Here is an 11,962-nt window from a genome sequence, read left to right as displayed (position 1 = left end):
CCTGACGTTCGGCGTGGGGTAAATGTCCCGAATGCTCGGAGATATCGGCGAAATCCCCCGGTGCGGCGGGGTGAATCCTTATCCTCGGATTTTGGTACCCCCGTACGCGTCAGGAGTTCCCGCTGCCGCGCACGTCCGCGTCACGCACCCGCCTCACCGTGTGCCCAGGGCGTCGTCGCCCGTGGATCACGCTGCTCGCCGCCTTCCCGCACGACTTCTCGCAGCCGACCCGAAGGAGCATTCAGATGCCGCGTCGCCGGACCGTCCGTATTCTCGGCGCCCTGTTCGCCACCGCACTGGCCGTCGCCCTGCCCGCGCAGGCCGCCGCCGAGCCCGCTCCGCCGGGCCTGCCCCTCGACCAGCTGCGGGCCGCTGCCGCACCCGACCCGGACGCCCTCCGCGCCGTGGACGACATGCTGGGCGCCGGAACGGGGTCGGCGCTGTTCGCGCCGCCGCCGCGCAACACTCCGCAGCCGTTCATGCAGCCCGCCCCCACTCTCGGACCCGGCTGCGGCGGCGGCCTCGTGCCGTACGCCATGACCACCGGCTGGGTGCAACCGGGCCCCAACGTGAACCCGGACGTACAGATCGGGCAGCTCAAGATCTTCGTGGCACCGACCATCCCCGTCACCCCTGCGGCCGCCGACCTCAAATTCGTCTGGCTCAACATGGAGACCTTCCGCGGCGGCATCGAGACCCTCGACGACAAGGCCGGCGGGGTGCCGCAACTGTCGAAGACGGTCAACACCGGCACCGGCCCGGTGCTGGCCAGCCTCTTCGGTTCGATCAACTACACCAACGGTGCCTTCTGCCAGGTGGTGTTCACGATCGGCGGGTTCTTCGCCTGACGCCCGGCCGGGCGGGTCCGGTCAGCGGATCCGCTCGGCGTCCCGGGCGAGGGACACCAGGTCGGTACACAACCGGCCCAGTTCCGCCGCGTCGGCGCCCTCGGCGACCGCGGTGGCCACATCTTCGGCGGCGCAGCGCACCAGATAGGCGCGGTCCGCCAGCGATTCCACCTCGGCGGCGGTGAGTACCACCGCGTCCTCGGGCAATCCCGCCTCGCGGGTGGTGTGGCGCTGCTCGTACGCGCGTTGCCGGCACGACTGCCGGCAGTACCGGCGGCGCCGGCCCGTCCCGATCTCCGGGACCGGGCGTCCGCACCACAGGCAGCTGCCCGGCGGACGGGTGCGGTCGGTCATGTCCGGACACTTTACCGACGCTGTGGAGGCGGCCGGTAATGTGGTGTATCCGGCCTCGAGGCGGGCCGCGGGAACGGAATCGGCCCCGTCGACGTTGACATGAGGTGAACGTTGATCCCGCGTGGGCGCCCGCCTGCAAGGCGGACCCACCAGCGGGTGGAGCACACAAGAGAGGACACCACCATGGCAGATCGTGTACTGCGAGGCAGCCGGCTCGGCGCGGTGAGCTACGAAACCGACCGTGACCACGATCTGGCGCCGCGGCGGATCGCGCGCTATCGCTGCGACAACGGCGAAGAGTTCGATGTTCCGTTCGCCGACGAAGCCGAGATCCCCGGCACCTGGATGTGCAAGAACGGGCTGGAAGGCACCCTCGTCGAGGGCGCGGCACCCGAGCCGAAGAAGGTCAAGCCGCCGCGCACGCACTGGGACATGCTGCTCGAACGCCGCTCCGTCGAAGAACTCGAGGTCCTGCTGCAGGAACGCCTCGATCTGATCAAGGCGAAGCGCCGCGGCGCCTGACAGGCCCGGCCAGCACCACCTCCGAATGCCGTTGCGGGAATTGTTCCCGCAACGGCATTCGCCTTTTGTCTGCGGTATCGGCCGGCACGCTTTTCCGTCCCGGACGCAATTGCATTGCCGGAGTGGCACAAATCCATCAATTGTCGGCACCCCGTTCGGCTGCGTGCAATCATGAGCGAATACCAACCGACGAGTCGGGCACCGTCGAACACTTCACGATCCGACCCCCACCCCCGGGGGCTGTACAGGGGTGAGCGCACGTGAACGACAGGCATACCGCGGCGGATACGACGACCGCACCGACACCGGAAACCGAACTCGACGCTCTGCGCACCGAACTCGACCGAGTCGACCGCGCACTGCTCGACGACGTCCGCGACCGGCTGGCGCTCTGCGCCCGCGTCGCGGAAATCAAACGGCGCCACAACATCGCGGTGCTCCAACCCGGCCGGATGCAGGCTGTGCATCGCCGAGCCCAGGACTACGCGCACCGTAACGGACTGTCCGGCGACTTCGTCGAAGCGCTCTACACCCTGCTCATCGGAGAAGCCTGCCGGCTCGAAGACGACATCGTCGCCGCCGCGGGCGCCGACACCGGTCCGCGCCCGGCGCGCTCCGGGGACCCCCAGATCTGAGGCCGCCATGTCTGCGCCGCCACCGACCCGAACCCTGCTGGTCGACAACTACGACTCGTTCACCTACAACCTCTACAGCCTGCTCTCCCGCGTCAACGGAGTTCCCCCGGTCGTGGTCACCAACGACACCGTGTGGGACGAACTGGGGCTGCACCGGTTCGACAACATCGTCGTCTCCCCCGGCCCGGGACGCCCCGACCGGCCCCGCGACTTCGGGATCAGCGACCGCATCCTCGCCGACTCCGGGCTGCCGGTCCTGGGCGTGTGCCTCGGCCACCAGGGGTTGTGCCAGCTGTTCGGCAGTGCGGTGGTGCCCGCCCCCGAGCCGGTACACGGCCGGATCAGCCGGATCGTGCACGACGGCACCGGTCTGTTCGCCGGGATCCCGTCCCCGTTCGACGCGGTCCGCTACCACTCGCTGATCGCCGAGCACGTCCCCGACCAGCTCGTCGCCACCGCCTACACCGACGACGGGCTGCTGATGGCGGTCGAGCACCGGAACCGACCGCTGTGGGGAGTGCAATTCCATCCCGAATCGATCTGCACCTGCTACGGCACCGAACTGCTCGGCAACTTCCGGGCCGCCACCCCGGCCCGGACACCGATCACCGTCAGCGCCCCTCGGTCACCGGAACCGGCCCCACCCCGCTATGTGCTCGACACCCGGGTCCTCGACTTCCACCCGGCGCCGCACGCCGTCTACGAAACACTCTTCGCCGACGACCCGCACAGCTTCTGGCTCGACGGCTCCGTGACCACCGAACCCGGTTCCCGGTTCACGGTGATGGGCGACGGGTCCGGCCCCCGCGCCGAGTTCGTCACCTACAGCGTCGCCGAAACCCTGGTGCGCGAATACCGTGCGGGTGCGCCCGTCGCCGAGTACCACCGCACCTTCTTCGACCACCTCGATGCGCGGCTCGCCGAACGGCGCATCACCCCCCGCGACGATCTGCCGTTCGCGTTCGCACTCGGATACGTCGGCTATCTCGGTTACGAACTCAAGGCCGACGCCGGCGGGCAACTGGTGCACACCTCCCCGATCGCGGACGCCTCGATGGTGTTCGCGGACCGTGCGGTCGTCCTCGACCACGAGGCGGGCCGCTGTTATCTCCTGGCGTTGTCGGACGAACCCGACGATCCCGCGTCCGTCGCATGGTTCGACGCCACCGCCGCGGCGCTCGCCGCGCTCGCCGACACCGATGTTCTCGCCCCGACGGCGGTGCCGTTGCTGCGTGACGAAGACGATCTGCAGATCCGGTTGCGGCACACACCGGCGCACTACCTGGAGATGATCGAGCAGTGCCAGAGCGAGATCCGCAGCGGCGAGACGTACGAGGTGTGCCTGACCAACACCGCGACCGTCGACCGGACCATCGACCCGCTGCGCACCTACCGCACACTGCGGGAGATCAGCCCCACCCCGTACAGTGCGCTGCTGCACTTCCCGGAGGTGGCGGTGCTCAGCGCCTCCCCGGAACGGTTCCTGCGGATCGGCGCGGACGGCACCGTGGAGTCGAAACCGATCAAGGGCACCCGGCCCCGGGGCCGCACCGCCGCCGAGGACGCCGCACTGCGCGACGGCCTGCTCGTCAGCGAAAAGGACCGCTCCGAGAACCTGATGATCGTCGACCTGGTGCGCAACGACCTCTCCCGCGTGTGCCGACCGGGTTCGGTGCATGTGCCGAAACTCTTCGACATCGAAACCTATTCCGCCGTACACCAACTCGTCTCCACCGTGCGCGGGACCCTGCGCCCCGACGTCACCGCCGTGGACTGTGTGCGCGCCGCATTCCCCGGCGGGTCCATGACCGGCGCACCGAAACTGCGCACCATGGAGATCATCGACAAATTCGAGGACGGTCCGCGCGGGGTGTATTCCGGGGCGATCGGCTACCTGTCCCCCACCGGCACCGCCGACCTGTCGATCGTGATCCGCACGATGGTCGCCACCGACCATCAGGTCACCTTCGGTATCGGCGGCGCGATCGTCGCGCTGTCGGACCCGGACGACGAACTCGAGGAAACGCTCGTCAAATCGCTGGTGATGCGGCGCTGCCTGGCCGAGACCGACGCCGATCCCGCCGACGGCAACGCCGCACTCCGCGCCCGACCCGACGGCACCGCGCCGTGACCGCCGGCGGACCAGGCCGCGTCGTCGTGGCGGGGGGCTGCGGTGCGGTCGGCGCGATGCTCACCGCGGCCCTGTCCGGCGACGGCCACCGCGTGCTGGCGATCGACCCCGGCGCTCCGGCCCCGACGACCAGCACAGCCGGCGCCGCGGTGCTGCCCGGTGACATCGCCGCGCCCACCCCGGACGTCGCGGCGGCGGTGCGCGCGGCGCCGACGGTGATCCTCGCCGTCCCCGACGCCGTCGCCGTGGCCGCGCTGCCCGCCCTGGCCGGGTTGCTGCACCCCGAGGCGCTGCTGGTGGAGACGTTGTCGGTGAAAACCCCGTTCGCTGCGGCGCTTGCGACCTGCCTCCCGGACCGGGAGGCGCTCGGTATCAATCCGATGTTCGCTCCGGCGCTCGGCTGGGCCGGGCGCCCCGTGCTCGCGGTGCGGCACCGGGACGGTCCCGCAGTCGGGGTGTTCGTCGACGCGGTCGACCGCTGGGGTGCGCGGGTCGTGGAGGTCGGCGCCGCCGAGCACGACCGCGCGACGGCGACCACTCAGGCGCTGACCCACGCGGTGGTTCTCGCCTTCGGCGGCGCCCTCGACCGGCTGGGACCACCGACGACCGCGACCGCCGCTCCCCCGCCGCACGTGCTGCTGCGGGCACTGCTCGCCCGGATCGCGTCCGGCACACCGGCGGTGTATCACGAGATCCAGGTGGCCAATCCGTACGCCGCGGACGCCCGCCGCGCCCTGCGCGCCGCCCTGGACGACCTCGACGCGGCCGAGGACCCCGACCGGTTCGCGGCGCTGACCGCACGCGGCTACCGCGCCCTCGGCGACGACCGCGAGCAGTACCGGGCACTGTGCGGAGAACTGTTCGGCCTGCTCCCGTCGGACCTGCACGAACCGGACGCCGTGCGAAACGGGGTGTCGCCGTGACCGATCGCGAGGCAGCGAAGCTGCGGGCCCGGCTGCGGCCCCCGGAGCTTCCCGGCAACGACACCGGCGACCCGGTCGCCGCCGCGGTGATTCGCGGCCTGACCCGGTCGTGGCCGCGGCGCGCCGCGGTGAAGAAATCCGAACCCGACCTGGATGCGCTGTTCGAACCCGCGCGCGACGATTTCCCCGACACCCTGCTGCCGTTCCACACCCATCCCCGGTACCTCGCACTCGACGAGCCCGCCCGCGCGCGGCTGCGGGCGTGGGGGTGGATCGCCTACAACAAGAACGTCATCGACATCGAGCAGTACGTGGTCAATCCCGGTTTCGGGCTGATCACCTCCGACGTGTTCGGTCTCGCTCCGCCGGACACCGTGGTCGTCGGGGTGATGCAGGCGATGGTCGACGAGCAGTACCACACCCTCATGCACCAGAACGCCAATGCGCTCACCCGCCGCGGGCGTGGCTGGGCATTGCCCGACGCGGTGCTCCCCGCGTGCCGCACCCTGCGCGCACACCGCGCGGAGTTGCAGCGCGCCGTCGATCCGCGGCACGCGGCGCTGGTGCAACTGGCGTTCACCACGGTCGCCGAGACGTCGATCAGCGCGTATCTCGCGCTGTTCACCGGCGACGAGACCGTGCAACCGGTCAACCGGGCCACCGTCGCGGTCCACCGGCGCGACGAACTGTGCCACGCCACCCTCACCGGGGAATTGTTCACCACGGTGTTCACCGAACTGGACGCCGCAGACCGTGAGTTGTTGTTCGACGCGCTCGCCGCCGGGGTCGATGCCTTCACCGGCGGCGACATGACCACCTGGGCGGCGATCGTCGCGCACGAACAGGTCCCCGGCGGCCGGGAACTGATCGCGGACACCGCCGCGGCGACCGCGCACCAACCGGTGGTACAGGACTGCAGCGCGATCCGCCGCCTGTGTGCGTCCGTCGGCGCCGGCGACACGTTCGACGCGCACCGTGCCCGGCGAGGCCGGTCCTGACGTGCGCGGCTGGGCGGGCGGTCAGTTGCGCTGCAGCAGCGCCCGCACCCGCTCGTAGCGGCTGCGCAGCCCCCACAGCGTCACCCGCAGCAATGCCTCCTGCACGATGTTCCCGCTCATCTTCGACTCCCCGATCTCCCGTTCGGTGAACGTGATCGGCACCTCGGCGACGGTGAACCCCGCCTGCAGCGTCCGCCACGCCAGATCCACCTGGAAGCAGTAGCCGTGGGAGGCGATCGCGTCGAGATCGAGGGTTTCGAGCACCTCGCGCCGGTAGGCGCGGTATCCCCCGGTGATGTCGCTGACGTTCACCCCGAGCGCGAGACGCGAATAGATGTTGCCGCCGCGCGAGAGCACCTCGCGGTGCCACGGCCAGTTCACCACGGTGCCACCCGGCACGTACCGGGAGCCGAGCACCAGATCGGCGCCCGCGTCGACGCGCTCGAGCAGCAGATGCAGCTGTTCGGGGGCGTGGCTGCCGTCGGCGTCCATCTCCACCAGCACGGTGTAGTCGCGGTCCAGTCCCCACCGGAACCCGGCGATGTAGGCGGCGCCGAGCCCGTTCTTCTCGGTGCGGTGCATCACGTGGATGCGGTCGTCCGCGGCGGCGAGGCCGTCGGCGATCGCACCGGTGCCGTCGGGGCTGCCGTCGTCGACGATCAGCACGTCGGTGCCGGGCAGGGCGGCGTGCAGCCGCTCGACGATCCGACCGATGTTGTCGCGCTCGTTGTACGTCGGAATGATCACCAGGGTGCGGGCGCTGGGTGCGCTGTCGTTCCCGGCCGGCGTCGCCGATGCCATCAAAGGTCCTCCCTGTCGAACCGGCCGGGGGCCGGTGCTCCTGCGGTGCCGGGCGCGGGGTCTGCTCCCGGACCGGCGTTCTGACGTCGGCTACGCACGAGGGCGAGACCGGCGGCGACCACGGCACCGACACAGAGCACGAGCTCCGGGATCGGTCCGAGCCGACTTGCCAGCGTAACGTCTGCCCGCAACGGCACCTGCGCCACCAGGGCTGCGGGCTCGAACAGCGGGGTGCGTTGCTGCACCGACCCGTCCGGATCGACGATGGCGCTGACCCCGCTGGTGGCGGCGACCACAACGGTGCGGCCGTGTTCGACCGCCCGCACCCGTGACATCGCCAGCTGCTGATACGTCATCTCGGTGTCGCCGAAGGTCGCGTTGTTGGTGGGCACCGCGAGCAGTTGCGCACCCGCGTCCACCGAATCGGAGAACGCCCGGTCGAAGGCGACTTCGTAGCAGGTCGCGACCCCGATGGTGATGCCGTCCGCGGTGACCGCCCCGTCCCCGTCGCCGGGTACGAAATTGCCCGCCCGGTCGGCGTACTCGGAGAACAGACGGAAGAACGAGCGGTAGGGCAGATACTCCCCGAACGGCTGGATGATCCGTTTGTCGTGCTGCTCTCCGGGTCCGGCTTCCGGGTCCCACACGATCACCGAGTTGCTGGTGGTGCCGTCGTCGTTGCGGAGCACCGCGCCGACCAGGATCGGCGCCTGTACCGCTGCCGCCGCGGCCGTGATGTCGCGGGCGGCGTCGGCGTTGCGCAGCGGGTCGATGTCGGATGCGTTCTCCGGCCAGATCACCACATCGGGTTGCGGCACCGCGCCGGCGCGCACGTCCGCGGCCAGTTCCAGGGTCCGCGCCACGTGATTGTCGAGCACCGCTTTGCGTTGTGCATTGAAGTCGAGGCCCAGTCGCGGCACGCTGCCCTGGATCGCCGCGACCGTCACCACCGGCGAGTCGGCGGGGGCGGCGCGCAGCAGCGGCCATACCGCCAGCGCGGCCAGTGGCGCGAGCGCTGCCCACGCCGCGGCCCGCACGGCGCCCCGCCGGTCGAGGCGGGCACCGTTGCTGCGCACGACGACCGAGACCAACGCGGCGAGACCGGTGCCGGTCAGCGCCACGGCAAACGACACGAGCGGGGCGCCGCCGAGCGCGGCGAGGGACACGAGCACCCCGTCGGGCTGCCCGAACGCGAGCCGCCCCCACGGGAATCCGCCGAACGGTACCGACGCGCGCGCGAATTCGGTGGCGCTCCACGCTGCCGCGATCCACAACGGCGCAGCGGGCAGGGTGCGCAGATGCACCGCCAGTGCCCCGAACAGGCCGACGAACACCGCCTCCGCGGCGGCGAGCGCCAGCCACGGCAGCGGCCCCACATAGACCCCTACCCAGGGCAGCAGCGGTACCAGGAACCCGAGTCCGGCGAGGTAGCCGTATCCGAAACCGGCGCGTCGCCGCATCGGTTGCACCGTGAGTACCGCGGTGAGCAGGGCGATGCCGACCGGTGCGAGGAACCACAGCGGTCGCGGCGGGAAGCTTGCGAACAGCAGCACTCCGGCGAGCAGCGCCGCGGCCATCCGCAGGCCCACCACGGTGGCGGTCCGCCTCCGTGTCGGGCCGGCCGGTGCGGTCACCGTGCGTACACGACGTGGCCCCGGTGCACGCTGCGCACCAGTACCGGATCGTCGGTGCCGTCGGCGAGGTCGGGCAGCGGCGCGACCCGCGAGCGCGGGTCGGTCGACCAGCGCTGCACGCTGTCCTTGGGGGCGCGTATCACCAGGTCCCCCGCCTCCCACAGCGCGTACGACGCCGGGGCACCCGGATCGAGAGTTCCGGCCATCCCGTCGCGCACGCCACCGGCGCGCCACGCACCGCGGGTCGAGGCGGCGAATGCGGCTCGCGGTGAGATGCCGCTTCCGGGGGTGCGGTGATGCACTGCGGCGCGCAGCATCTGCCAGGGCCGGGGCGGAGTCACCGGCGCGTCGGAACCGAACGCGAGGGACATCCCGGTCGAGGCGATACCGGCGAACGCGTTGAGGGTCGCGGCGCGCGCCGTGCCCAGGCGCTGGGCGTACATCGCGTCGGGTCCGCCCCACAATGCGTCGAACATCGGTTGCATGCTGGCGATCACGCCGTACCGGGCGAGCTGTTCGGCTTGTGGGCCGGTGATGGACTCGACATGCTCGAGGCGGTGGCCGCGTGCACCGACCGCCGGTCCGCCCAGTTCTGCGGCGACCGCGTCGAATGCCGCCACGGTGGCGGCGACGGCGGCGTCCCCGATGACGTGGAATCCGGCCTGGATGCCGGCGGTGGTGCAGGCCCGCACGTGGTCGGCGAGTTCCTCGGTGCTCAGGTACGCGGTGCCGTGGCAGTCCGGCCGGTCTGCGTACGGTGCGGCGAGCCACGCGGTGTGCGATCCGAACGCGCCGTCCACGAACAGGTCACCGCCGAGTGCGTGCGCACCGGTCGCGGCGAGCAGGGCGGTGGCGTCGTCGGCGGTGCGGACCGCCTGTCCCCAGTAGCCGCGCACCTCCACGGGGTGGTCGGTGGCGAGCAGTTCGGTGAAATCGTCGCGGCCGGAGATGTCGGGGCCGCCGCATTCGTGGACGGCGACGATGCCGTGCGCGGCGAAGTCGTCGAGCGCGGCGTGGCGGGCCTCGGCCCGTTGCGCTGCGGTGAGCCCGGTGCGGGCCGCGGCGCGCACCGCGTGGTGGGCTGCGGCGGTGACCGGGCGCTGCGGGTGGTAGCCGCCGAGCATGTCGAGCGCGCCGGCGGCCACGCGCAGCGCCGTGGAGGCCGCCGCCGAATGTGCGTCGATCCGTCCCAGGTACACCAGGCGGCCGGGTGCGGCGGCGTCGAGTTCGTCGGTGGTGGGCGGGGTGGGATCGGGCCAGCGGGTTTCGTCCCAGCCGTGCCCCCAGATCACGGCGTCGTCGCGGCCGGCGGCGTACTCCCCTACCCGGCGGAGCACGTCGTCGCGGTTCGCGGCGCCGGTGAGGTCCAGTCCGGTCAGGGCGAGCCCGTGGGCGGTGACATGCACGTGGGTGTCGACGAATCCCGGTGCGACGAACGCGCCGTCGAGGTCGACGATCTCGGCGTCGGGGTGCAGGACGCGTCCGGTGCGGTCCTGCCCGACCCACACGATCGTTCCGTCCGTGACGGCCATCGCGGTGGCGTCGGGTGCGCTCGCACTGTAGATGCGGCCGCCGACGAAGAGCTGGGTGTGCGGTGCTGGACTCACAACTGCCCAGTCTGCCCCGTCACGGGCGGCGGGGCTGCCGCGGGGTCTCGACGATCTCCCCTTCGAGGATTTCGCCGTCCACCACGTCCGGCCGGGTCGTGCCGACGGGGCCGCGGCCGGGGCCACCGGGCAGATGGGGCGCCGCCCCGACGACGGTGTTCTCGACGACCTGACCGTCGACCACCACCAGGCGTTGTCCGCGCCAGGTGGCGGCGTGGGTGCGGGCGGTGCGGGCGGCCACGGCGCGCACCACCGGGCGGAGCAGTGCGCGGCTCGGCAGCAGCAGCACGATGCCCAGGACGGTGGTGATCAAGCCGGGAAGCAGCACGAGGCCGGCTCCGGCGCCGATGAGCGCACCGTCGGTGAGCATCTTGTCGGGTGAGCCGGTGGGCGGGAGGGGGCCACTGCGGAGCCGGCCGAGGCCGCGCAGCGCGCGGCGGCCCTGGGCGCCGAGCACCAGATACCCGGCGACGTTGACAGCCAGGAAGATCAGCACGGTGGCGAGGGCGCCGACGGTGGAGCCGAGCCAGGCCAGCACAGCGATCTCCGCGGCGACGTAGACGACGAACAGCAACAGGTACACGCGGGGTCCTTCCGTACGCCGGGTCCGGCGCGAACGTCTCTCGGGTGAGGGACTCGTTTGTTCAACGTACGAGAAGCCGAGTTTGCTCCCGGCGCGGCGCACAGACGCGGAGGCGATCCGGTCGGTGTGCTCGCCCCATGATCGAATGGCGCGCATGGATGTGGGCGACTGGGCCGTGCTGCTGGCCGCGGCGACGGCCGCCGGATGGGTCGATGCGGTGGTCGGCGGCGGCGGGCTGATCTTGTTGCCGGCGTTGCTGCTGGTCGCGCCTCAGTTGGCGCCGCAGGCGGCGCTGGGCACCAACAAGCTCACCGCGATCTTCGGGACCGGCGCGGCGGTGTGGACCTTCGCGCGCCGGATTCCGTTGCGGTGGTCGGTGCTGGCGCCGGCCGCGCTGGTCGCGGCGGTCTTCGCCGGGGCGGGCGCGGCCGCGGTGTCGCTGATCGACCGCGAGGTGTTCATCCCCATCGTGATCGTGGTGCTCGTCGGGGTGGCGGTGTTCGTCGCGGCCCGACCCAAGCTCGGCTCCGGAACGGAGCAGCACCGCCCGAGCGCGACACGCATCGTGACGGTGATCGTCGGCGCGGCCGCGGTGATCGGGTTCTACGACGGCATCCTCGGCCCGGGCACCGGCACCTTCCTGATCCTCATCTTCGCGGCGATGCTCGGCAGCGAGTTCGTCAAGTCCGCCGCGATGGCGAAGGTGATCAACCTCGGTTCGAACGTGGGCGCACTGGCGGTCTTCGCGATCGGCGGGCACGTGTGGTGGACCCTCGGGCTGACCATGGCGGTGTGCAACGTCGCCGGGTCGATGCTCGGCTCCCGGATGGCGTTGCAGCGCGGTGCCGGGTTCGTGCGGGTGGTGCTGCTGGTCGTGGTCGTCGCGATGGCGGTGCGGCTCGGCTTCCAGCAGTTCGGGTGAGACA

At 71.5% G+C, this 11,962-nt stretch carries 12 protein-coding genes; 7 read left to right on the top strand and 5 right to left on the bottom strand.

Translation table 11 applies throughout. The features are described 5' to 3' along the window. The first annotated feature begins 245 nt into the window (after positions 1 to 245). Positions 246 to 848, top strand: coding sequence for a hypothetical protein (locus HF877_RS16645; protein WP_169622302.1), 603 nt, complete (start codon positions 246 to 248; stop codon positions 846 to 848). A 21-nt stretch (positions 849 to 869) separates the two neighbouring features. Here HF877_RS16645 and HF877_RS16640 read toward each other — a convergent pair whose 3' ends face one another. Then, complete coding sequence (locus HF877_RS16640; RefSeq protein WP_169622301.1) at positions 870 to 1,202, bottom strand: hypothetical protein; 333 nt, start codon at positions 1,200 to 1,202, stop codon at positions 870 to 872. A 183-nt stretch (positions 1,203 to 1,385) separates the two neighbouring features. On the opposite strand from HF877_RS16640, the gene HF877_RS16635 reads away from it, so the two are divergent. From HF877_RS16635 to HF877_RS16615, 5 genes are all read left to right on the top strand, one after another. Next, on the top strand, positions 1,386 to 1,724 hold the full coding sequence (locus tag HF877_RS16635) for an RNA polymerase-binding protein RbpA (RefSeq protein ID WP_169622300.1): 339 nt from the start codon (positions 1,386 to 1,388) through the stop codon (positions 1,722 to 1,724). A 260-nt stretch (positions 1,725 to 1,984) separates the two neighbouring features. After that, complete coding sequence (locus tag HF877_RS16630) at positions 1,985 to 2,359, top strand: chorismate mutase family protein (protein ID WP_169622299.1); 375 nt, start codon at positions 1,985 to 1,987, stop codon at positions 2,357 to 2,359. 7 nt (positions 2,360 to 2,366) lie between these two features. Then, a complete protein-coding gene (gene pabB, locus HF877_RS16625; protein WP_169622298.1) occupies positions 2,367 to 4,490 on the top strand; it encodes an aminodeoxychorismate synthase component I in 2,124 nt (707 codons plus the stop codon). Beyond that, on the top strand, positions 4,487 to 5,413 hold the full coding sequence (locus HF877_RS16620) for a prephenate dehydrogenase dimerization domain-containing protein (RefSeq protein ID WP_346765203.1): 927 nt from the start codon (positions 4,487 to 4,489) through the stop codon (positions 5,411 to 5,413). The genes pabB and HF877_RS16620 overlap by 4 nt, the downstream gene beginning before the upstream one ends. Further along, complete coding sequence (locus HF877_RS16615) at positions 5,410 to 6,411, top strand: diiron oxygenase (RefSeq protein ID WP_169622297.1); 1,002 nt, start codon at positions 5,410 to 5,412, stop codon at positions 6,409 to 6,411. Before HF877_RS16620 ends, HF877_RS16615 begins: the two co-directional genes overlap by 4 nt. 21 nt (positions 6,412 to 6,432) lie before the next feature. On the opposite strand, the gene HF877_RS16610 is transcribed toward HF877_RS16615, so the two are convergent. The 4 genes from HF877_RS16610 to HF877_RS16595 are packed head-to-tail and all read right to left on the bottom strand — an operon-like array spanning position 6,433 to position 11,036. Continuing rightward, on the bottom strand, positions 6,433 to 7,212 hold the full coding sequence (locus tag HF877_RS16610; RefSeq protein WP_169622296.1) for a polyprenol monophosphomannose synthase: 780 nt from the start codon (positions 7,210 to 7,212) through the stop codon (positions 6,433 to 6,435). After that, the gene (lnt, locus tag HF877_RS16605; protein ID WP_169622380.1) at positions 7,212 to 8,789 is read right to left on the bottom strand and encodes an apolipoprotein N-acyltransferase; all 1,578 of its coding nucleotides are present in this window, start codon (positions 8,787 to 8,789) and stop codon (positions 7,212 to 7,214) included. Before lnt ends, HF877_RS16610 begins: the two co-directional genes overlap by 1 nt. A 53-nt stretch (positions 8,790 to 8,842) precedes the next feature. After that, entirely contained in the window at positions 8,843 to 10,453 is a 1,611-nt protein-coding gene (locus HF877_RS16600) for an amidohydrolase family protein (protein WP_346765202.1), read from the bottom strand. A gap of 19 nt (positions 10,454 to 10,472) precedes the next feature. Next, on the bottom strand, positions 10,473 to 11,036 hold the full coding sequence (locus HF877_RS16595) for an FxsA family protein (protein WP_169622295.1): 564 nt from the start codon (positions 11,034 to 11,036) through the stop codon (positions 10,473 to 10,475). A 154-nt stretch (positions 11,037 to 11,190) separates the two neighbouring features. Between HF877_RS16595 and HF877_RS16590 the strand changes: the two genes are divergently transcribed. Further along, the gene (locus tag HF877_RS16590; protein ID WP_169622378.1) at positions 11,191 to 11,958 is read left to right on the top strand and encodes a TSUP family transporter; all 768 of its coding nucleotides are present in this window, start codon (positions 11,191 to 11,193) and stop codon (positions 11,956 to 11,958) included. Positions 11,959 to 11,962: the final 4 nt, after the last annotated feature.

This window comes from Rhodococcus sp. BL-253-APC-6A1W, assembly GCF_012843405.1.
GTDB lineage: Bacteria > Actinomycetota > Actinomycetes > Mycobacteriales > Mycobacteriaceae > Rhodococcus.
The sequence above is the reverse complement of the archived record's forward strand: the minus strand, read 5'-3'. Positions and strand labels throughout refer to the sequence as shown.

What these genes read in the sequence shown, in the direction of transcription:
- HF877_RS16640 (WP_169622301.1), bottom strand. Translation starts at nt 1,202, where the DNA reads ATGACCGACCGCACCCGTCCGCCGGGCAGCTGCCTGTGGTGCGGACGC.
- pabB (WP_169622298.1), top strand. Translation starts at nt 2,367, where the DNA reads ATGTCTGCGCCGCCACCGACCCGAACCCTGCTGGTCGACAACTACGAC.
- HF877_RS16590 (WP_169622378.1), top strand. Translation starts at nt 11,191, where the DNA reads ATGGATGTGGGCGACTGGGCCGTGCTGCTGGCCGCGGCGACGGCCGCC.
- HF877_RS16610 (WP_169622296.1), bottom strand. Translation starts at nt 7,212, where the DNA reads ATGGCATCGGCGACGCCGGCCGGGAACGACAGCGCACCCAGCGCCCGC.
- lnt (WP_169622380.1), bottom strand. Translation starts at nt 8,789, where the DNA reads ATGGCCGCGGCGCTGCTCGCCGGAGTGCTGCTGTTCGCAAGCTTCCCG.
- HF877_RS16645 (WP_169622302.1), top strand. Translation starts at nt 246, where the DNA reads ATGCCGCGTCGCCGGACCGTCCGTATTCTCGGCGCCCTGTTCGCCACC.
- HF877_RS16635 (WP_169622300.1), top strand. Translation starts at nt 1,386, where the DNA reads ATGGCAGATCGTGTACTGCGAGGCAGCCGGCTCGGCGCGGTGAGCTAC.